At 56.8% G+C, this 21373-nt stretch carries 21 protein-coding genes; 12 read left to right on the top strand and 9 right to left on the bottom strand.

What is annotated here, in order from left to right:
* Positions 1–34: 34 nt before the first annotated feature.
* Positions 35–1321: a homoserine dehydrogenase gene (locus tag D1823_RS08070; protein WP_117869432.1), complete on the bottom strand. Its 1287-nt coding sequence runs from the start codon at positions 1319–1321 to the stop codon at positions 35–37.
* A 127-nt stretch (positions 1322–1448) separates the two neighbouring features.
* The gene (locus tag D1823_RS08065; protein ID WP_117869431.1) at positions 1449–1697 is read right to left on the bottom strand and encodes a hypothetical protein; all 249 of its coding nucleotides are present in this window, start codon (positions 1695–1697) and stop codon (positions 1449–1451) included.
* A 102-nt stretch (positions 1698–1799) separates the two neighbouring features.
* Between D1823_RS08065 and D1823_RS08060 the strand changes: the two genes are divergently transcribed.
* On the top strand, positions 1800–2387 hold the full coding sequence (locus D1823_RS08060; RefSeq protein WP_117869430.1) for a TetR/AcrR family transcriptional regulator: 588 nt from the start codon (positions 1800–1802) through the stop codon (positions 2385–2387).
* A 21-nt stretch (positions 2388–2408) separates the two neighbouring features.
* Here D1823_RS08060 and D1823_RS08055 read toward each other — a convergent pair whose 3' ends face one another.
* On the bottom strand, positions 2409–3320 hold the full coding sequence (locus tag D1823_RS08055; RefSeq protein WP_117869429.1) for a pirin family protein: 912 nt from the start codon (positions 3318–3320) through the stop codon (positions 2409–2411).
* Positions 3321–3477: 157 nt separating this feature from the next.
* On the opposite strand from D1823_RS08055, the gene D1823_RS08050 reads away from it, so the two are divergent.
* Positions 3478–3960: a hypothetical protein gene (locus tag D1823_RS08050; protein ID WP_117869428.1), complete on the top strand. Its 483-nt coding sequence runs from the start codon at positions 3478–3480 to the stop codon at positions 3958–3960.
* Here the strand turns inward: D1823_RS08050 and D1823_RS08045 are convergent.
* From D1823_RS08045 to D1823_RS08035, 3 genes are read right to left on the bottom strand one after another with little or no spacing between them, the layout of a single operon-like run.
* Positions 3919–4518 carry a TadE/TadG family type IV pilus assembly protein gene (locus tag D1823_RS08045; protein ID WP_117869427.1) on the bottom strand — a complete coding sequence of 200 codons (600 nt, stop codon included), beginning with the start codon at positions 4516–4518 and terminating at the stop codon, positions 3919–3921. The genes D1823_RS08050 and D1823_RS08045 overlap by 42 nt on opposite strands.
* A 4-nt stretch (positions 4519–4522) precedes the next feature.
* Complete coding sequence (locus D1823_RS08040) at positions 4523–5053, bottom strand: TadE/TadG family type IV pilus assembly protein (protein ID WP_117869426.1); 531 nt, start codon at positions 5051–5053, stop codon at positions 4523–4525.
* Positions 5050–6747: a Tad domain-containing protein gene (locus D1823_RS08035; RefSeq protein WP_117869425.1), complete on the bottom strand. Its 1698-nt coding sequence runs from the start codon at positions 6745–6747 to the stop codon at positions 5050–5052. Before D1823_RS08035 ends, D1823_RS08040 begins: the two co-directional genes overlap by 4 nt.
* A 334-nt stretch (positions 6748–7081) precedes the next feature.
* Here D1823_RS08035 and D1823_RS08030 point away from each other — a divergent pair, with 334 nt between their 5' ends.
* The 4 genes from D1823_RS08030 to rpoD all read left to right on the top strand — a co-directional run bounded on the left by D1823_RS08030 (position 7082) and on the right by rpoD (position 13057).
* A complete protein-coding gene (locus D1823_RS08030) occupies positions 7082–8512 on the top strand; it encodes a Glu/Leu/Phe/Val dehydrogenase (protein WP_117869424.1) in 1431 nt (476 codons plus the stop codon).
* Between the two features lie 119 nt (positions 8513–8631).
* A complete protein-coding gene (locus D1823_RS08025; protein ID WP_117869423.1) occupies positions 8632–8928 on the top strand; it encodes a hypothetical protein in 297 nt (98 codons plus the stop codon).
* An 80-nt stretch (positions 8929–9008) separates the two neighbouring features.
* Positions 9009–10955 (top strand): DNA primase, encoded by a 1947-nt coding sequence (dnaG, locus tag D1823_RS08020; protein ID WP_117869422.1) that lies wholly within the window; start codon positions 9009–9011, stop codon positions 10953–10955.
* 113 nt (positions 10956–11068) lie between these two features.
* Positions 11069–13057 carry an RNA polymerase sigma factor RpoD gene (gene rpoD / locus D1823_RS08015; RefSeq protein WP_117869421.1) on the top strand — a complete coding sequence of 663 codons (1989 nt, stop codon included), beginning with the start codon at positions 11069–11071 and terminating at the stop codon, positions 13055–13057.
* Positions 13058–13207: 150 nt separating this feature from the next.
* Here the strand turns inward: rpoD and D1823_RS08010 are convergent, their stop codons facing one another.
* Complete coding sequence (locus D1823_RS08010) at positions 13208–14248, bottom strand: AraC family transcriptional regulator (RefSeq protein WP_117869420.1); 1041 nt, start codon at positions 14246–14248, stop codon at positions 13208–13210.
* Between the two features lie 343 nt (positions 14249–14591).
* Between D1823_RS08010 and D1823_RS08005 the strand changes: the two genes are divergently transcribed.
* The 6 genes from D1823_RS08005 (at position 14592) to ribD (ending at position 18183) form a co-directional block, all read left to right on the top strand.
* Entirely contained in the window at positions 14592–15029 is a 438-nt protein-coding gene (locus tag D1823_RS08005) for a thiol-disulfide oxidoreductase DCC family protein (protein ID WP_117869419.1), read from the top strand.
* Positions 15029–15577 (top strand): DUF4166 domain-containing protein, encoded by a 549-nt coding sequence (locus D1823_RS08000; RefSeq protein ID WP_117869418.1) that lies wholly within the window; start codon positions 15029–15031, stop codon positions 15575–15577. The genes D1823_RS08005 and D1823_RS08000 overlap by 1 nt, the downstream gene beginning before the upstream one ends.
* A 78-nt stretch (positions 15578–15655) precedes the next feature.
* On the top strand, positions 15656–16060 hold the full coding sequence (locus D1823_RS07995) for a hypothetical protein (RefSeq protein ID WP_117869417.1): 405 nt from the start codon (positions 15656–15658) through the stop codon (positions 16058–16060).
* Between the two features lie 21 nt (positions 16061–16081).
* Complete coding sequence (locus D1823_RS07990; protein WP_117872795.1) at positions 16082–16495, top strand: secondary thiamine-phosphate synthase enzyme YjbQ; 414 nt, start codon at positions 16082–16084, stop codon at positions 16493–16495.
* A 120-nt stretch (positions 16496–16615) separates the two neighbouring features.
* Positions 16616–17086: a transcriptional regulator NrdR gene (gene nrdR / locus D1823_RS07985; RefSeq protein ID WP_117869416.1), complete on the top strand. Its 471-nt coding sequence runs from the start codon at positions 16616–16618 to the stop codon at positions 17084–17086.
* Complete coding sequence (gene ribD, locus D1823_RS07980) at positions 17083–18183, top strand: bifunctional diaminohydroxyphosphoribosylaminopyrimidine deaminase/5-amino-6-(5-phosphoribosylamino)uracil reductase RibD (RefSeq protein ID WP_256369671.1); 1101 nt, start codon at positions 17083–17085, stop codon at positions 18181–18183. Before nrdR ends, ribD begins: the two co-directional genes overlap by 4 nt.
* Before the next feature lie 2 nt (positions 18184–18185).
* On the opposite strand, the gene D1823_RS07975 is transcribed toward ribD, so the two are convergent.
* Both D1823_RS07975 and D1823_RS07970 read right to left on the bottom strand, forming a co-directional pair.
* Positions 18186–20186 carry a capsular polysaccharide biosynthesis protein gene (locus D1823_RS07975; RefSeq protein WP_117869414.1) on the bottom strand — a complete coding sequence of 667 codons (2001 nt, stop codon included), beginning with the start codon at positions 20184–20186 and terminating at the stop codon, positions 18186–18188.
* A 3-nt stretch (positions 20187–20189) separates the two neighbouring features.
* A complete protein-coding gene (locus D1823_RS07970; protein ID WP_205511946.1) occupies positions 20190–21299 on the bottom strand; it encodes a polysaccharide biosynthesis/export family protein in 1110 nt (369 codons plus the stop codon).
* Positions 21300–21373 lie beyond the last annotated feature (74 nt).

Genomic DNA, 21373 nt, shown 5'->3' with positions numbered 1-21373 from the left:
TCGGCATAGCTTGCGTTTCATGCAGGCCGCAAGTTCAAACCTCTTCAATCCGCAAAGCGACGGGGTCGCCAGCTACCACATCCGTTTCCCGGAACCGGTCCAGCGCGACGTCCAGCGCGGCGCGGGTGGTTTTGTGGGTAACGATCAACACAGGCGCTGTGCTTTCGGCATGGGCATACTGGCGCATCCGGTCAATCGAGACACCCGCATCGCCCAGAATGGCTGCAACCTTGGCCAGAGCACCGGGTTTGTCCAACAGGCCCAGCCGCAGATAATAAGGCGCCGGCAGACCGGTGACAGCGGGGGCTGCGGTTTCCAGCGAATTGGCCGGTCGACCAAAGGTCGGGATTTGCAACCCTCGTGCCAGATCGCAGACGTCGCCCATTACGGCGCTGGCGGTCGGGCCTTCGCCTGCACCGGGGCCGCGCAGAACAACCTGTTCCACCGCGTCGCCTTCGATCACCACCATGTTGGTGCCGCCTTCCAATTGACCCAACGGCGAGTCGCTGGGCACAAGGCAAGGCTGCATGCGCTGCTCCAGCCCGCGCGCAGTGCGCTGTGCCACGCCCAGCAGCTTGATGCGGAAGCCCATATCCTCTGCCTGGTCGATATCGTCGAGGCTGATTTGCTGAATGCCTTCGATTTCGATCCCGTCGAAATTCGGCTTGGTGCCAAAAGCAATCGAGGCCAGCAAAGCCAGTTTGTGCGCGGCGTCGATGCCACCGACATCCAGATTGGGGTCGGCCTCAAGATACCCAAGTTCGGCGCATTCGTCGAACAGGGCGTTATAGCCCTGGCGCTGCGATTGCATCCGGGTCAAAATGTAGTTGCAGGTGCCGTTCATCACGCCCATCACACGCGTGATCTCGTTTCCGGCCAGCCCTTCGGTCAGGGATTTGATTACGGGGATACCGCCCGCGACTGCGGCCTCAAACCGGATGACGCGACCTGCGGCTTCGGCCTGTTCGGCCAGTCCCTGCCCGTGGATAGCCAGCAACGCCTTGTTGGCGGTCACGACATCTTTACCGCTGGCCAGCGCGGCTTCGACCGAGGCTTTGGCAGGGCCGTTTTCGCCGCCCATCAGTTCGACATAGACATCGATATCGTCGCGTTTTGCCAGTGCAACCGGGTCGGTTTCCCACGCATAATCTGACAGGTTCACGCCACGGTTTTTGTTTGGATCCCGCGCAGATACGGCCACGATTTCAATCGATCGGCCCGTGCGTGTCTTCAGCAACTCTGCATGGCGGCGGACAATCTTGACGACACCCACGCCGACAGTTCCCAAGCCCGCAATTCCCAGCCGCAGTGCCTGTGTCATTTCGTGGGTTCCTTTTCGCTCGAAACTTATCTGAATTCGGACACCCGCCCGATCAGCGCTGCCTTATCGGGTTCAGGCCAAGGGTGCAATCCGTCACCGGGGGATTGTAGGCATGAAATGTCGCGCTTTAGTTGGTTTGCGCGTTTTGCAGCGCCTGGGCCTTTTTAGCCAGCGCCTCGCTGCGCTGCGTCAGGTCTTCTTCCACCTCTGCGGCCTGGCTGATGGGGTCAATAGAAGGCCCCAAAGTTTCCTGCAACGGGACAAGACGCGGGTAGGGGGCCGATTTGACCGAGGTCGATTCACTTCCTTCAAGTTCGGGAAAGTCTGAACACCCCGCAAACACAAGAATAATAGGCAGAACAGGCAGCAGTTTCATGTGGCACGCTTTTCGGTTTCGCTCGTCCTTTCGTGATGCACCTTTTACTGACGTCGATCAAGCGGGGTTCTATATGAACATTTGTTCAGATACTGTGGGCGCATGGCACGTACTCAAGGCTCCCACTCTGATATTACAGGCCCGCGCATCCGAAAGGCGGCCCTGAACCTGTTTGCCCGCCACGGCTATGCAGCGGTCTCGATGCGACAGATCGCGAAAGAGGTCGGCGTTCAAGCGGGGGCGTTGTACAATTACACGCCGGACAAGCAGAGTTTGCTGTATCGGTTAATGCGGGAACATATGCAGGAGCTGCTTTCAGCGCTCAACGCGCTGGAGCGCTGCGATGACTGTCAGCAAGCGTTGCGCCGATTTGTTGGCTTTCACATTCGTTTCCATTTGCAACGCCCTGACGAGGTGTTCATCGCCTATATGGAACTGCGCAACCTCTCACCCGAAAACTTCGCCGAAATCGAAGACCTTCGGCGTCAGTACGAAAACGCGTTGGAAGACATCCTTCACTCTGGCCAACAGGCTGGTCAGTTTGCAATACCGGACACCAAGATCGCCACGCTGGCGGTGATTGCCATGTTGAACGGTGTGATGACCTGGTACAGGTCCGGAGGGCGGCTGTCACTGGACGAGGTTGAACAGATCTATTGGAACATGGTGCATAAGGCGGTGACGGCCTGACACGGCCAGACCGTCACAGTGTCAGTGCGCAGGGCGAATGAAGGTCCCGTTGCGCAGGTCCCGAAAGGCTTGTTCAAGTTCGGCCCGCGTGTTCATCACGATCGGGCCATGCCAGGCGACGGGTTCATTGATCGGAGCCCCCGAGATTAGCAGAAACCGCACGCCTTCGGGGCCAGCCTGAACGGTGATTTCGTCCCCCGTCCCGAAACGGACAAGCGTGCGGTCGCCCGACATATCCCGGATATTCATCTCTTGCCCGGCGATCTCTTTCTCCAGCAGCACACCGGACGGTTGTGATGCATCTGCAAAGGCTGCCTGACCTTGAAACACATATGCAAAGGCACGACGGTAAGTGTCAATGCGGAAGGTCTTTTTCAAACCTGCGGGGACCGAGATGTCCAGATATTGTGGATCTGCCGCGATGCCATCCACGGGGCCGGTCTTGCCCCAGAAATCGCCGACAATCACCCGAACGGTCGTGCCGTCGTCATCAGTGACTTCGGGGATGTCCTTGCTTTGAACATCCTGATAGCGCGGGGCAGTCATCTTCTGATCCGAAGGCAGGTTGCCCCAAAGTTGAAACCCGTGCATCTGCCCCGAGGTGTTTCCCTGGGGCATCTCCTGATGCAGGATACCGGACCCCGCCGTCATCCATTGTACGTCACCGGCGCCCAGAGTGCCGGTGTTGCCCAGCGAATCCGAATGCTCGACCGATCCGGCCAGAACATAGGTGATCGTCTCGATCCCGCGATGCGGATGCCAGGGAAAACCGGCCTGATAGTCCTGAGGCCGTTCATTTCTGAAGTCATCGAACAGCAGAAAAGGATCAAGTTCTGACGGGTCCTGAAACCCGAATGCGCGGTGAAGTTTCACGCCAGCCCCTTCCATTGTCGGGGTGGCCCTGCGTGTTTCCAATGTAGGTCTAAGGGACATGTTGGCCTCCGGTTCGTTTGATCAGCATGTAACCTATGCGTGAATGCGGTCAATTTGCGTGAACTAACCGGACCTGTGCAAATTTGCTGCGTGACCAAAGCCCTGTTGTTTCCGATGGAAAGTCGCTAAGCCGAAGTTGAACGAACAGGAGACATCCATGCAGGACGAAGTGCTGGCAACGATTCAGGCATCATCCCCCAGACGGTGGGTCGGAGTAGGGATGCTGTCGACGGTCGGGGCGCTGGTTACATACGTTGCTTTGGCATCGCCGCCAGAACCGGAGTGGCAAGTGTTTCTGTTTGCCGTTGGTGGCGCGTCGCTTTGGCTGGCCTACCGCGTTTGGCAGGCGACCCAGGACCATATTGAATTGACGCAGTCGGATTTGCGTACTGGGTCAGGCCAGGTGATCGCAAAAGTGGACGATATTGAATCGGTGGATCGCGGTGCGTTCGCATTCAAACCGTCAAACGGCTTTCTGGTTCGTACAAAGCACAAAGCAACAAAACAATGGGCCCCCGGATTGTGGTGGCGGATTGGTCACCGTGTCGGCGTAGGCGGCATGACGTCTGCCGCCGAGGCCAAGTTCATGTCAGAGATCTTAAGCGCTATTATCCACGCAGACGACCGGAGGCCGCACTAGGTTGCAGGCGACCTTGGTGGAAAAGCGGGGGCGGGTGAAGATGAAGTTTTCAAAGGTGATACCGGTGGCCAGATCCCAACCAGGTTTGAACTGAGGAATATACTCGTTGGACGTTTCCACCAGAATGACCGTGTCCTGATCCGGCATTGGCGGAAGGCGGGTTTCGATTTCCTGGATGTTGTTGTCGTTCCATTCTGTGTCATAGCCTCGAACGGTTGACCACTCTACATAATGGCGGTTGTCGCTTTCGTCAAAACGGACCAGCGAGACGCGAATGCGGACTTCAGACCGGTTGTTGATCATTTCGCCCATAAGTTCGTGAAGCGAGTCGATATAGACATCCGTCACAGCGGCCGATTCACGTGAGATCAGGTCGCTGACCGTATAGGCTGCCTTCAGATTTGACGCGCTTTGGCGAAATCCCTCAAAGGCGGTGAATGTAAACGTAATCGTCCACAGCAACAGTGGGAAGATCATGATGGCCTCGACGGTCAGAATGCCACTTTCGTCCTGCTTGAAGGCCTTGATGCGGTTTTTCACGTTTCTGAATACAGACATAGCTTTACCGTGGCTCCTGCACGAATGCGGTCGTTGCGGTCACAGCATAGTGGCCGCTTTCGTCGACCACTGTGTTTGCGATGATCGAGCTTTCCAGAACAGGATCGATACGCAGGCAGGCGCGCAAAATCATCAGCTCATTGGATGCCCCGCTTTTGAAATCCAGCACTGGCTTGGGGTCTTCCGAACTGTCGGTGCAGGGGATTTCATCCGAAAGAACGATGCCATTGAATGCATTCTGACGAAGCATTTGCAGCCGCAGGTTGGTTTTACAATCTTTGATGCCGGAAACGTCGCATATCCGGTCCTTGATAACATCATGGCTCCAGTTGGTGCCTGTGCCCAGACGAATGTCCCGCACGACCAGATCAACACCACGTTCCAGCGCGGCGTGCTTGGTGGTGATGATTGACATCTCCCCACCAATACCAAGAAATGCCAGGAAAAACGGAATGATCATGACAAACTCGATCGTCGCGTTCCCGGTCTCAGATCGCTTGAATGCACGGAGAATTGACAGCGATTTGCGGATCATTGGGTCAACCTCAGTTTGCGGATGGAAGAAGCAATCGCAGTAAACGCTTCGTCTAGATCCAATCCTTTTACGTTGTGTACATGGCTGTCCGAGCTTGCGCAGGACTTGATGGTGTTCAAGCCGCTGGTCGGGGCTTCGAAAGCGATGCCGTAGATGATGACGCCCTTGTCCTTGGCGGCGCCACAGATACTGGCCGTGCGCGCGTTCTTTGTGGACGATCCCACTGACTTCCTTAGGTTGTAGTACCAGGTATTCTCGTGGTTGTTTTGCCAATAGAAGTTGTTCTTGGCATTCCACCACAGCGAAGCCCGATTGAACAGTTCTGGATACGAAAGACGTGTGGCAGTTCCAACTTCTTCATTTGTTGGGTTTTCGTTCGGTGGATTGCCGAAAGGATGTTCTGCGGTCACGTAGTTGCCGTTTTCTTCGGTGTGCTGCATCCAAACCCACCGGTCCGGATTGTTCCCCTGCGGGTCGTGGTAGTAGCGAATACTGTACTCACCTTTACTGCCGTCTGCGCGTTCAAATTCTGGATTGAACCAGACGTCAGTCTGCCCACTGCGAACCGACGGGTCCAACATGTACTGCGTGGTGTTTTGCCCGTCAGTCATTACGATCACGACTTTAAGCACGTCCGAGTCATAAGATTCCGGGCGATTGGCAAATTTGGTAGGCACCTTGTTTTCGGTGGCCAAGGCGCTGACCACGGGCTTGAATGACGGATCCAGCATACCTACGCCCCATTTCATGCCCACATCAATGGATGTGTTGCCGCTTGCGGTCAGGGCATCGATACGATTGTGCAGATATTGGACGTTGTCTGTGACGGCTGTAATCTCACTGCCAGCGCGAACGGGGCAAACAAGGTAGGCAGGAGGTTCGCCATCAGTCGTCCGGCCGTTTACAGTTGCTCGCGTGTAACGCCATGGATCGAAATGTCCGGTGCGCTGATAAAAGGTAGTGGGATCAAGGGTTACAGACCCGAATTGCCCCGAGGTAAAGTTCACGCAATGGGAATAGTTGTGCTCTGAGGTCACGTTAGTGAATTTACCCAGGATGTCCTGCCCGCCATTGACTTGGGTAGCATAGGGAACAATCGACATCGAAATCTTCGTTTCGCCCGATTCCTCAAGCATTTTGGTGACAAAACCTTTCGCCGCGCTCCTCAACACTTCGATCTTCGATTTTCCGGCGGTGGCGGAAGACCTTGTCATGGACCCCGACATGTCCAGAACCAGCGAGATTTCGACAGAACCGATGGACTCTATTGCTGTGCTTGCCGCTTTCATGTTCAGTTCGGTAACTTTTCCGAACCTCATGAAACGCGTCGGAACAACAGCATTGGCGGTCGCGGCAACTTTTCTTGACCCAAACCCTTCGGTGACTGTCACAGTTTTCTCAAGATGGCCCAACCCGGCCTTTTCCATATAGGCGTCGACAACATCCTTGGGCGGCAGCTTCTGGTCAAGGTCAGCGGCAGCAAGAACCGCGCGGTCCAGCGTGGATTGCAGGCTGGCGCGGTCACGTTCATACGTCATCAGATCCATCGCCATACCGGTGATGGCCAGCATCAGGATTAAAATGAGCAGGGTGAAGATTGTAAAAGTGCCGTCTTCTTTTTTGGCAAACCGCCGCAACCAGGAAATCTTGCGCGTCGGCTTCGAGCCGTCGTTCTGAAGCGAGAAAATTATCATATTTATGACTCCGCCTCGCACATGGAAGTCGTGCGTCAAAGAAAGGAAATTTGGGTTAAATTTAGTTTTCAAACGTGGCGTGAATTGGGCGAAAAAGGCTTGGTTTCGGCCTTTTTGCGCACTCAAGGGGTATAATTTTCGCGATTCCCCCCGGTCTGTCGATGAAATGAAGACAATCCGTTAAGCGATTGACCGGATTGGGCGACTCACTATCAGGTGCTTAAGTTGCTATTAAGAAGGTGATGAAAAAAAGTGCATTGTTTGATTGCAGCCAGCGTTGAGTGGTGCGACAAAACGTCATGACGTTTCGTCATCCAGCGGTACGGAGGATTTTATGACCGGCATCCAAGAACCAAGCTTTCGCGAAAGTGTTGACCTGATGTTCAACAGGGCGGCAGCCCTGATGGAACTGCCGCCGGGGCTGGAGCAGAAAATCCGGGTTTGTAACGCGACCTACACCGTTCGGTTTGGTGTGCGCCTGCGCGGCGAGATCCACACCTTCACCGGGTACAGGTCTGTCCATTCCGAACATATGGAGCCGGTCAAAGGCGGCATTCGCTACGCTACCGCGGTGAACCAGGATGAGGTCGAAGCTCTGGCTGCGCTGATGACCTACAAATGTGCTCTTGTCGAAACACCGTTCGGCGGTTCGAAAGGTGGGCTTTGCATCGATCCGCGGAAATACGAAGAGCACGAGCTGGAACAGATCACGCGACGCTTTGCCTATGAGCTTGCCAAGCGCGATCTGATCAACCCGTCGCAAAACGTTCCGGCGCCCGACATGGGCACGGGCGAACGCGAAATGGCCTGGATGGCCGACCAATACGCGCGGATGAACACCACCGATATCAATGCGCGTGCCTGTGTGACCGGTAAGCCATTGAACGCAGGTGGCATCGCGGGGCGGGTCGAGGCGACCGGTCGTGGCATACAATATGCTCTGCGCGAGTTTTTTCGTCACCCTGAAGACATCCAGAAGGCTGGCCTGTCGGGAAAGCTGGATGGAAAGCGCGTCGTGGTGCAGGGGCTCGGCAACGTGGGCTACCACGCGGCAAAGTTCCTGAGCGAGGAAGACGGCTCGCGCGTTGTCGGTATCATCGAGTGGGACGGGGCGTTGTACAACCCGGACGGTATCGATGTCGAAGCCGTTCGGCAGTGGATCGTCAAGCATGGTGGGGTCAAGGATTACCCGGACGCGACACATTCAGCAGAAGGCGCAAGCGTTCTGGAGGCTGAGTGCGATATCCTGATCCCGGCAGCCCTAGAAGCTGTCATCAACCTGTCCAACGCTGATCGGATCAAAGCGCCTTTGATCATAGAGGCCGCGAATGGCCCGGTCACTGCTGGCGCGGATGAGGTTCTTCGCAAGAAAGGCACCATCATCATCCCGGATATGTATGCCAACGCGGGCGGTGTGACGGTATCTTATTTCGAATGGGTCAAGAACCTTAGCCACATTCGTTTCGGTCGGATGCAGCGTCGCCAGGAAGAGGCGCGGCATGAACTGATTGTCAGCGAGCTGGAGCGGCTGGACCGTTATCTGGGTGATGCGTGGTCGATGTCGCCAGACTTCAAGGCCAAGTACCTCAAGGGTGCTGATGAGCTTGAACTGGTGCGCTCAGGCCTCGATGACACCATGCGTATTGCCTACCAGTCGATGCGTGAGGTGTGGCACAGCCGTGACGATGTCGAAGACCTGCGTACTGCGGCCTATATCGTCGCGATCGACCGCGTGGCCAAAAGCTATCGCGCCAAGGGGCTCTGAATCAAACAGGCGGGATGATCATTTCGCCCCGCCTGAACGTTCTGCGGCTTGAATGTCGATGGTGGCCCGTTAGTTTGACGGATAGTAGACACTCAGAGAAACGAATCCCGGAGACCCCCATGTTGCGTATAGCCATTGTCGCGGCTCTGCTGGCCACCCCTTTGGCCGCACAGGAAACAAAGGAAGAAAGCTGCAAGTATCAGGCTGATGTCGTAGCCGCGATACAAAAGGCCCGGCTGGATCGCGTGAAAGAACGTGATGTAGCACAAGCCGTTGCAGATAGTGGCCCATCATGGCCTGAGAACTATAACGCCGCGATCCCGCTGATCACACCGTGGGTCTACGAACAAAAGATGCGCGACGTGCGCAAAAAGGATCTGGGTGCCGCGTGGCTTGAGCTGTGTTTGCAGCAATAATCCACAGCACCATCATTTCCCTGTGGACAAACGCGCGTCATACCCTTGGCGCGCGTTCCCGTTTCTGTCAGATTTGACCCATGTCACTGCCCCCCGGATTTCTGGATGAACTACGCACCCGCCTGAGCCTGTCTCAGGTCGTCGGGCGCAAGGTTATGTGGGATCAGCGCAAATCCAATCAAGGCAAGGGTGACATGTGGGCGCCTTGCCCGTTTCATCACGAAAAGACAGCCTCATTCCATGTCGACGACCAAAAGGGGTTTTATTACTGCTTCGGCTGTCACGCCAAGGGCGACGCGATCAGCTTCGTGAAAGAGACTGAGAATGTCTCGTTCATCGAAGCCGTTGAAATATTGGCCCGCGAGGCCGGGATGCCGATGCCTGCGCGCGATCCCAAGGCGCAGGAAAAGCAGGACCGCCGCAGTCAGCTTGCCGATGTGATGGAGCACGCCGCGCAGTTCTTCCGCTTGCAGCTCAAAACAGCGGCGGGGGCAGAGGCACGGGATTACCTGTCGCGCCGGGGTCTGGATCAAAGGGCGCTGGATCGGTGGGAGATCGGGTTTGCGCCGGACGGTTGGCAGGCGCTTTGGGATCACCTGCGCGGCAAGAGCATCGAAGAGGAGTTGATCCTTGGCGCCGGGCTGGCCAAGCCTTCAAACAAGGGCAAAAAACCCTACGACACCTTCCGCAATCGGATCATGTACCCGATCCGTGATCCGCGTGGGCGCTGCATTGCATTCGGTGGCCGCGCGATGGACCCGAATGACAACGCGAAATACCTGAACTCACCCGAGACCGAGTTGTTCGACAAGGGGCGCAGCCTTTACAATCAAGGTCCAGCGCGGCAGGCGGCGGGCAAAGGGCAGCCGTTGATCGTGGCCGAAGGGTATATGGACGTGATCGCGCTGGCCGAGGCGGGCTTTGGCGCGTCGGTTGCACCGTTAGGAACGGCCATTACGGAACACCAGTTGCAACTGCTCTGGCGGATCGCAGATGAGCCGATCATAGCGCTGGACGGGGATGCAGCAGGTCTGCGAGCGGCCATGCGGGCGGTTGATCTGGCGCTGCCTCTGCTGGAGGCCGGAAAATCCCTGCGTTTTGCTTTGATGCCTGAAGGTAAGGACCCGGACGATCTTTTGCGCGCCGAAGGGGCAGAGGCCGTAAAGGCTGTGCTGGATGGTGCCATTCCGATGGTCAAGCTGCTGTGGCAGCGCGAGACCGAAGGCAAGGTTTTCGACAGCCCCGAGCGCAAGGCGGCTTTGGATAAATCCTTGCGCGACAAGATCAAGCTTATCCGGGACCCGTCGATCCGTTCGCATTACGGGCAGGAAATCAAAGATCTGCGCTGGCAACTGTTCCGCCCACAACGACAACCGCAAAATCGTCAGTGGCAACCGCGCGGCAAATGGCAGCCGCCGCAAAAAGCGACGCCGGGCGCGCGCAGTTCGTTTCTGGCCTCTTCGGAAAACGCGGACATCCATCTGCGCGAAGCCGCTATTCTGGCGATCTCAATCCTGAATCCCAAGGTAGTTGTTCAATTTGAGCAACAGTTGGAAGAAATGGAGTGTCACGATCCTGACCACGCAGCATTGCGCGATGCTGTTCTGCGTCATGCGATTGATGATCCGGACAACCTGAAAGACCACATTATCGCATCAATGGGACCTGACGCCCTTGAAAACCTGCTGACGCTTCGCCATGTGGCAGTTATCCCCTGTGTGTTCAAGCCAGGCGACGTAGAAAAGGCCGAAATGACACTGGCCGAGGAACTCGCGAAAATCAAAGCGCTCCGGGGGTTGGATGCCGAGATTGCCGAAGCTGCAGAAGAACTGTCTGATCTGGCTGATGAGGCGCTGACATATCGGCTGGCGCAAGCCGCCGAAGAGCGTAACCGAACAAGCCGCAGCCAGAACGAAGACCGGGCCGTATTCGACGTCGCCGACAACGGCGCGCGAATCAATCGTGACGAGAAAGACGCGTTTGCGGCGATCATGTCAGGTATCAAATTCGAGCGGAAACGCCGATAAGTGGTGTTTTCGTAAGGCACTGGAAAAGAAAAACGGGTAAACGGGTGGCCGAATCACTTATACGCGCTAATGATTCGGCTGAGACGAATCACCCATCCCTGCAGGAGCATTGAATGGCCGCCAAGGATACGAACGAAGACCGCAAATCCGACGAGCAGGAACAGGAAATCTCGCTGGACATGAGCCAGGCCAACGTCAAGAAGATGATCGCCGAGGCTCGCGAGAAAGGTTACATCACCTACGACCAGCTCAATCAGGTCCTGCCGCCTGATCAGGTCAGCTCGGAACAGATCGAAGACGTTATGTCGATGCTGTCCGAGATGGGCATCAACATCATCGAAGATGAAGAGGCCGAAGAAGAAGAGAACAAAGGCTCGACCGAACTGGTTGCCGCGGAAAGCAACCGCGAGGTTGCACTGGCTGGTGCAGGCGCAGAAAAGCTGGACCGCACGGACGACCCCGTCCGCATGTATCTGCGTGAGATGGGTTCGGTTGAATTGCTGAGCCGCGAGGGCGAGATCGCAATCGCCAAGCGGATCGAAGCCGGTCGCAACACGATGATTGCCGGCCTGTGTGAAAGCCCGCTGACCTTCCAGGCGATCACAATCTGGCACGACGAATTGCTGTCCGAAGACATTCTTCTGCGGGATGTCATTGATTTGGAAACCACGTTCGGCAACCAGTTGGACGAAGACGGTGACGTTGATGAGCCGGTCGTTGATACGTCGGCGGTGCAGGCGAACAAGCCGGCCAAGGATAGCGGCCCTGAGCTGGATGCCGATGGCAACCCGCTGAACAACGACGACGATGACGATGACGACGATCAGGCCAACATGTCGCTGGCCGCGATGGAAGCGGCGCTGAAGGATCAGGTTCTGACAACCTTGGAGCGCATCTCGACCGACTTCTCGATGCTGTCTGAAATGCAGGACAGCCGGATTTCGGCCACGCTGAACGAAGACGGCACTTTCAGCGAAAAAGACGAGGCGACGTATCAGAAGCTGCGGGCCGAGATAGTCGAGCTGGTGAATGGTCTTCACCTGCACAACAACCGTATCGACGCATTGATTGACCAGCTTTATGGGATCAACCGTCGCGTCATGTCGCTAGACAGCTCGATGGTGAAACTGGCGGATCAGGCGCGCATTAACCGCCGTGAGTTCATCGACGCTTATCGCGGGCGGGAACTTGATCCGAACTGGCTGGCCGAGATGGCTGAAAAACCGGGCCGGGGTTGGCAGATGTTCATCGAACGCTCAACCGCCAAGGTTGAAGAACTGCGCAACGACATGGCCCAGGTTGGTCAGTATGTCGGTCTGGATATCTCTGAATTTCGCCGCATCGTGCAGCAGGTTCAGAAGGGCGAAAAAGAAGCGCGGCAGGCCAAGAAGGAAATGGTCGAAGCCAACCTGCGTCTGGTGATCTCGATTGCCAAAAAATACACGAACCGTGGCCTGCAATTCCTTGATCTTATTCAGGAAGGCAACATTGGCCTGATGAAGGCCGTGGACAAGTTCGAATACCGCCGTGGCTACAAGTTTTCGACCTATGCGACCTGGTGGATCCGGCAGGCGATCACCCGCTCGATCGCGGATCAGGCCCGCACGATCCGTATTCCGGTTCATATGATCGAAACGATCAACAAGCTGGTCCGGACCGGTCGTCAGATGCTGCACGAGATCGGTCGTGAACCGACGCCGGAAGAACTGGCGGAAAAGCTGCAAATGCCGTTGGAAAAGGTTCGCAAGGTGATGAAAATCGCCAAAGAGCCGATTTCGCTGGAAACGCCCATTGGCGACGAGGAAGACAGCCAGCTTGGCGATTTCATTGAGGACAAGAATGCCGTGCTGCCGCTGGACAGTGCCATTCAGGAAAACCTCAAGGAGACCACGACCCGGGTTCTTGCCTCGCTCACCCCGCGCGAGGAACGGGTTCTGCGGATGCGTTTCGGCATCGGCATGAACACCGACCACACTCTGGAAGAGGTCGGCCAACAGTTCAGTGTTACCCGCGAACGTATCCGCCAAATCGAAGCGAAAGCGCTGCGGAAGCTGAAACATCCCAGCCGTTCACGGAAACTCCGTTCGTTCCTGGATCAGTAAACTTTTAGGCGCCTCGACCGAGGCGCCTTTTTTCATTTTGTTCACATTGGCTGGTTCTCACATCACATTGGCGAGAACGCACAAGGTCCGGGCGGTGTGCCTTTCTATATCGGTCCAGTCCACTCATGGGACAGGCCGGGGCGAGGTTTTTCACACCGATGACCCCTGGCCAGCTGTCCGAATGGGATGTTCCACACGGGTCTTGAAGGCGCTGGGCGGCTGACCTGTCCACCGTTTGAAGGCGGTCGAAAAAGCAGCCTGATCAGCATACCCCAGCGCGTATGAGATTTCAGACAGAGTCATGCCATTTGTGATGAAAGTCTGGGCCAGATCACACCTTAGATCGTCAACAATATCGCGATAGCTGGTGCCTTCATCCTTAAGGCGTCGGCTGAAGGTTCTGAGGCTCATGCCCAGATCAGCGGCTACATCTTCGGCTTGCAGGATTGCGCCTGGCAGGGATCGGGTGATCAGCCCTTCGACACGGGCACGGGTCATATTCTTGGGGGATGGCTTCTCGGCCAACAGTCTTTCACCGTATTCGAGCAAATGCGCCCGCAGCTTGGGATCATAGGTCGGCACCTGCAAATCCAGCGCAGATAACGGCAGAATGATCTCGATCTTTTCAGCTCCGAAAACCACGGGACAGCCTGCCAGCTTTTCGTAGGTTTTGACGTGGTTTCCAACTTTGTGCTGAAAGCGCATCTCAATCGGGTACAAGTTCACCTGCGTCAGGTTCCTCATTCTTGCCAACGAAGCGAACAACAGGAATTCCGTGCGCCGATGATAGCGGGCAAAGCTGGCATCTTTCCAATCGGCCTCAAGCGCCGCGAAATTGCCGGCAACACGGAAGCTGAGCCCGATGGCCGGGTCGATGATTCCGTGAAAGCGTGACAGGTTTTCCATCACCTGCTTCAAATCGCGTGAGTATTTGCTGATATACCCTGTAACGGTCGAAGCCGACGTGACCTCGAGCCCAGTGCGTGCCGCAAATGTGATGTCACCAACGGCGTCACAGGCGTGTCGGATGAACAGGGCCTCTTTATGCGCACTGTAGACTGCGGCAGGGGGCGCGATGTCTTGCTGTCGAAGCCCGGTCTGCATCATTACCCGCTGAGATACTTCGCTATTGCCGGTGAGGCGATCAAGCGCCCGGGTCAAAAAATGTAGTCGGCCGATATCTACATCCATCGTGGAACAACACCTTACGTTCTCAAATACTCTAACAGGCTATCACAGAAATCCCGTTTTTGACTTTGGCTATTGGCTAGGGGGATTGTGCAACGGCGTTCGATGTGTTGGCAAGTTCTCGAAAGGTTTTGACCGGAACGCACATGAACTGAGGCACCTGGCTGCCCAAATCAGCAGCGTTGCCGGGTCGAGACCTTTATGGGGATGAGGTCAGAGCCTCGGAGAAATCACCAGCCTCCGCTCAGGGCTCCCCGGCACACTCTTTTTCTTCCGCAAGTGTCGCATTGTTCTGCGACGCTGGAATTGTCATCCTGACTCGAAGGATGACACTTGTGCGATGCGAATGCGAGACAAGGCCGGAAACACAGATACCCGCATTGGAAACCTGATCGTATTTGATGGTGAATGCGTTCTGTGTTCGGGCTTTTTCCGATTCATGCTTGAACGTGATCGGTCACGGAATTTCCAATTCGCGACAGCGCAGTCACCCCTTGGACAAAAACTGTATCGCGACCTTGATCTGCCCACATGCGACTTTCAGACAAATCTGGTGATAGTGAATGGCGCAGTCTATCAAAATCTGGATGCGTTTGCCGCCGCGATGCGTCAATTGCCGGGTTTGTGGCCGCTGCTTTCGGTGTGCCGGTTCCTGCCCGGTTTAGTCAAAGATCCGATTTACAGCCTGATTGCGCGAAACAGATATATATTGTTCGGAAAAACCAAGACATGTTTGGTGCCGGGACCTGATGTGAAGGCACGTTTTGCGAGCGATGGATATTGATGTCGTGGGATCCGTTTTTGCAGGCGCTGGGTTCGGTTGATGACGTGCCAGATGCGGTCCTTCGGCTGCACAGCTCCGAGGCATCCTACTCAGGTCGATGCGATATCGAGCTTGGCGCAGGTGCCTTGGTTGCTTTTGCAACGCGCGTGGCCGGATTTCCGCAGGACGGAAAGGACGTCGCAGTATCAGTGAAGGTACGCTCAGAAGGTCAGGCCGTAATTTGGGAACGCGACTTCGCCGGCCATCGCACAACCTCCTGTCTGACCTATGACAGCACGCGGGCAAGTGTCCGCGAGGATTTCGGAGCGATTTCAATCTGGCTGAAGCCCAGCTGGCAGAACGGCGCGCTGTATATCAGGATCCTCCGCCTGACAGTATTGGGCATCCCGGTACCTTTTTTTGCGGTGCCACGTTCGCATACACGGGAATGGCAGGATGCAACGGGCCGGTTCAGGTTCGACGTGTCAGCAGAGGCACCTGGATTGGGTCTGCTGATCCGCTATCAGGGCTGGCTCACGCCGGATCACGCAATGCACGAAGCGGGTTGAATTGATCGTGAGGTGCCCTGTGCACGCGATGAAGTTCGTCTAACCTATTTGGAACAAGCAATCAGGGAAGAATTAACGATGAAACAGTTATGCACCTTCGCCGCGCTGGCCGCCTTGACCCTCAGTATCCCCATGACAGCAGATGCTGCGCCGAATGGATTTCGAACAGAACCCATCAACGCCACTGATTTTGAGGTCATCCCGCGCGGTGACAAACGTGTCGAAGGCTATTGGTGCGCGGCCGCGGACTATGCGCGCCGGACCTTGGGGTTGGGCTGGATGGACCGGATTTATGTGTTGCGAGGATACGGGCCCAGTGTCACCACCGGGCGCAGAACAGCAGTTCAGTTTTCGATTAAGCAGCCTCAGTCGGTTGATGTGCAACCAAGCAGCTTTGTTTCGTTCGGGTTTCAGCCCGGTAACAGTGAATCTATACAAGGTGCGAATGCACGGTGTAACTATCGGCCGTTCTTCAACGATTGATTGGCGCGCGGGATTGTAACGATGCAGACTGAATTCGTTTTGCACACTCAAGGGCCGGGGCTGTACGAATTTACGTCTGATGTGCTGCAATGGCTTGAACGGGTAGCGAAGGATGGGGTTTTGACTCTGTTCGTTCGCCACACCTCTTGCTCGTTGTTGATCCAGGAAAACGCGGACCCCGAGGTTCAAACTGATCTTCAGGCGTTTTTTGAGCGGCTCGTTCCTCGGTCAGACAACCCCGCCATGTCCTACCTGAGGCACACGTATGAAGGCCCGGATGATATGCCAGCGCATATCAAAGCGGCGCTCATGCCGGTTTCGCTGACGATCCCGGTGTCGCAGGGCCGGCCTGTGCTTGGAACATGGCAAGGGATTTACCTGTTTGAACACCGTACTGCGCCGCATCAAAGGAAGGTTGCAGCGCATCTGGCCTGACCCATTATTTAGCGGTTTGAATTTCCGACTACCCAAACCCTAGCGGCTGCCCTATAGTTGTGGATAAGTAAGCCGCAGCGCTTACAAAAAGAGGCCGAACATGGTACGAGGAGACGGCGGATGCGCTGCCCGTTTTGCGGAAATATCGACACTCAGGTGAAAGATTCACGCCCGGCAGAGGACCACGTGGCTATCCGCCGACGCCGGTTCTGCCCGGCCTGTGGCGGACGGTTCACGACCTACGAACGTGTGCAGCTGCGTGATCTGGTTGTCATAAAAACCAATGGTAAACGCGAGGATTTCGATCGCGACAAGCTGGAGCGTTCGATCCGCATCTCGATGCAGAAACGGCCCGTTGATCCCGAACGGATCGATCAGATGATCTCGGGCATCGTGCGCCGTCTGGAAAGCATGGGCGACACTGATATCCCGTCCAACAAGATCGGTGAAATCGTTATGGAAGCTCTGGCGCGGATCGACACTGTCGCCTATGTTCGCTTTGCGAGTGTGTACAAGAATTTCCAGGCGGCCGATGATTTCGAGGAGTTCGTCCACGAACTGCGCCCGCCGCAGCCTTCGACTGACGAGTGAACGAAGCAGATAAGCGATTTATGGCGCTTGCCCTGTCTTTGGGGCGGCGCGGTCAGGGGACGTGCTGGCCGAACCCCGCCGTGGGGTGTGTCATCGTTCGTGATGACCGGATCATTGGGCGGGGCTGGACACAACCGGGTGGCCGCCCTCATGCCGAGACCGAAGCATTGGCACAGGCCGGACAGGGTGCGCGTGGTGCGACCGCCTATGTAACGCTGGAGCCCTGTGCCCATCACGGCAAAACGCCGCCCTGCGCCGAGGCCTTGATTGCGGCAGGTGTATCCCGTGTTGTGGCCGCTGTCGAAGACAGCGATCCGCGCGTGGCTGGGCAGGGTTTTACCATGTTGCGTGAGGCGGGAATTGAGGTCGTTACAGGCCTTCTTGCGGAACAGGCAGAACGGGATCTGGCGGGTTTCTTCCTCAAAACAGAACAGGGCCGACCTCTTGTGACGCTGAAGATGGCCAGCAGTTTTGACGGGCGTATCGCGACCTCGACAGGGCACAGCCAATGGATCACCGGACCGCAGGCACGGCGTGCGGTCCATGCCATGCGTGCACGTCACGATGCGGTGATGGTCGGGGCCGGAACGGCACGCGCCGACGACCCATCGCTGACCGTACGGGATCTTGGCGTAGAACATCAGCCTGTACGCGTCGTGGTGTCGCGCCATATGGACATATCCCTGATGGGTCAGCTGGCACGCACGGCATCGAAAATTCCTGTTTGGCTTTGCCATGCGCATCATCCGGATGCCGAACGTGCGAAAGCCTGGGAAGGACTGGGCGCCAAGCTGATCCCCTGCGCGTTGAAGGACCACCATATCGATGCGTTGGATCTGCTTCAGCAACTGGGTCAGGCCGGTCTGACCAGCGTCTTCTGCGAAGGTGGGGCTGCGCTTGCGGCCTCGTTGCTGGCTGAGGATCTGGTGGACGAACTGATCGGGTTCACTGCCGGTTTGACCATCGGAGCCGAAGGCCTGGCCGCGGTCGGGACACTTGGTCTGGAAACGCTGGAGGTCGCACCGAGGTTCGATTTGATCGAAACGCAGGCGGTCGGCGGGGATGTTTTGCACCGTTGGCGCAGAGCGTCGGAATAACGTCAACGCCAAAGATGAGCGTGCGTCGCGAACGCGCCCTGCAGCTTTGCCAGGAAACGATTGAACGGACCAGACGGTGCCGAATACCCCAGCGCCAAGCGTTCAACAGCCACTTCGACAGGGCAGGGTTGTCTGGTGATCGGATCGAAATAGCGCGGATAGTCAATCAAGGTGGCGTGTACCAAGCCCATCAGCGACGGCCGTGCACCTCGCCTGACGGGAACGGTATCCAGATCGGTGGTCAGGCCCCATCCCGCATAGAAGGGCGCGCCCAGGGTCGTGACCTTCACCCCGCGCAACAATGCCTCGAACCCCAACAGCGATGTCATCGTCCACACCTCGTCCACCTGCGTCAGCAGCGAGGCGGGGTCAGTCCGGGTCACGACAAGGTCCGCAAGAGACTCTGCGTCTATCTGGCCATCCCTCAACCCGGCTTCGACATCTGGGTGCGGTTTGTAGATCAGGATCGCGTTGGGGTTGGCCTTGCGCGCGGTTTGCAGCAGTGCCAGATTGCTACGCACTGAGTTGGTGCCCAACAGGATCGAGGCATCATCTTCAACTTGTCCGGGCACAAGAATACGATGCCCGTCGGGCAGGGAAGGCGCTGGCTGGCCCGAGTTATACTTGCTCAAACCATCGGCCAGCAATCTCTCAACAAGTCTTTCAGCGCGTAATTCCTGATCCGGACGCAATGTTGCGCGCTCGCCGATCAGGTTTTCCAACTGGCTGGGTTTTGTGGGGTCGTAGTAGATGCCGATTTCGTCCGTTACCAAGGATAGAGGCGGAACAAGTGCGGCCCCCAATCCGCGTGAACGCAAGAATCCGTCTTCCACGCGAACTGCCCCTTCGCTTTCGCGCGCCTGACTGGCCCAGACCATATGGGGGCGATCCGAGGCGACAGGCTGTGTGGACGTAAAGCGCAACTTGCCATGTCGCCCGAAAATCTGCTGCAAGTGTCTTCGTTTCCACAAGCGCATGCCAGCGGCGGTCCAACCGTGCCTGTCCTGCCGCCACGCGCGGGTCTGTGCCTCCAACGTGTCCAGAACCGTTTCCAGTTCGCACAGCTGATCTCGGTAAGGGTCGTACCAAGTCGGGTAAAGCAGCATCGCGGCCGCGAACAGTTGCGCGCGGGTCAGATTGCGCTGACGGCGTTGGACTGGGAATTCATCCTGCGTCAGGCCCCAACTGGCGTAGAAAGGTTGGCCGAAAATGCGCGGTTTGTGACCGGCCAGGATCGCTTCGAAGCCCAGTTGCGAGGATACGGTATAGACCGCGATTGCGCCCTCAAGCAGGGGCCACGGGCTGATCGGCTTGTCAAACCGAGTGACCCGGTCTGACAGGTCCTGATCGGTAAAGTGCCCCTGACGATGACCCGCCAGCGTTTCTGGATGTGTCTTGATCAAAATGCGCGCGCCGGGATTCTCCTCCTGTGCGACCACCAGCATTTCAAGAAAACGGGCACGATCGGCAACACTTGCCGTGACAGCAGCATCGCCAACCGTCTGATCGATGACCAGTACATATCCGGGGTCGGGTGCGACAATATCCGGGTCAAACGCTGAATACTTGCTGAGGTGCAGCTCCCTGACCCGCTCGATCGCGGCACGCGCGCGGTTCAGCAGCGCGGTGTCGTCCAGCGGATCAGCGTTCAGCAACTTCTCAAGGTCCGAAGGTTCGGCCGCATCAAAATGCGGGCCTGAACGGTCCAGCAACAGGCCCAACGGGGGTTCACCGGCACGGCCCGGATGCAGGGACCTGAGCAAGGCGTCTTCGACGAGCAGAACCGGGGCATTGTATTTTTCGGCGACCCGTAGACCCCGATACGCAGTAGGGCTGTTACCCCAGAGTCCTACGCAGCCGCCATCCTTGGGAAAACCCAGGCGAATGTCATAGCCCGAAAGCGTCAGAATACGCCTGAGACGTTTCTGCGTCAGGAAGCCACCGTTATAGACAAACAGCTGGGTGCGCTTGGCCCCGGCTGCGCTGTCCGGATCGGGTACCATGCATCAGTTGCCGGTCAGCGTGGCAACGTTTGCGATGGGGGTCAGGCCACCAGCGATAAGCGAGATGGATTTGCTCCACTGTGCATAGGGTGCTTCGGTCACATAAATCGTATCATCGTCGCGGATCACGAAATCCCGCGCAATGAACAGGCCGTTGGGGGCCGTCAGGTTCAGCAGGTAGATCATACGCTGGTCGCCCTTAAAATCGGCGCGTCCGGTGATACTGCGTGCGACGTCCTGGCGTTCTTTTCGCAGAATGAAAATACCGGTTGGATCAGAGGACAGCGTCAGTAAACCACCGACCTGGGCCAATGCTTCCAGCGCAGAAAGATCCTGGCTTTCAAAGGCGACGCGCGATTGGCCACCTGTGGCACCTAGAGCGATGTATGATCTGCTATCTTCTTCCACCAAAATGCGGTCTCCGCCACGCAATGCGACGTCCAGTTTTGGATTGCGGAACAGGTCTTCGTACCAGACGGTGCCCTTTTGACCCCCTCGGATCAGAGTCACCAGCGCGATATCTGACGCTACAGAAACCCCGCCCGCCTGAGACAGCATGCCAAGCAGCGAACGGGTTGGGCGTTCGATCGGATAGATGCCGGGAGATGCGACAGTTCCCGTCAGCGAGACGGTGGATCCGTCACCAGCAACACGCCGCACTTCGATCTGTGGGTCGGGTGTCTGTTCACGCAGCTTGTTCGTGATCAAAACGCGAAGCTGTTCCGGCGTGTTCCCTGCGGCCCGAATCCGACCTGCATAAGGGACAAAAATAAAACCGTCGCTGTCGACCTGAACTTCATCCAGGGCGGTTGCCGTACCGGTTTCGCCGGACAGCAAACCGTCGTCCACGTTTTCCCATATGGTCAGGCCCAGCACGTCTCCGGGCCGTACAGTGTCGGCGGTCAAGGCCTGGGCGCTGCTGAACGAGGAAGAAAAGCCAAACTGAGGCACGGCGGATGTGAGGCGTGTCACGCGATCATCGACTTCGACGACAAACGCGTTGCCGCCATTCTGAACTGCGCCAGCCAGAATTTCGGTCTTGTTTGGCCCGGATTTCGGAAGTTGGCAGGCCGCCAGCAAGCCGATTGTGGCCACAAGGGAAACCCCCCGCATCCATCGCTTAGGAGAGAATTGCACTGCCGGATATCCTCAGTCTTTTGTTGTTGCCGGAAGATTACCCGGTAAAT

The sequence above is a fragment of the Ruegeria sp. AD91A genome (assembly GCF_003443535.1).
Lineage (GTDB): Bacteria > Pseudomonadota > Alphaproteobacteria > Rhodobacterales > Rhodobacteraceae > Ruegeria.
Note: the sequence above shows the minus strand (reverse complement) of the source record. Positions and strands in the feature narration are given on the sequence as shown.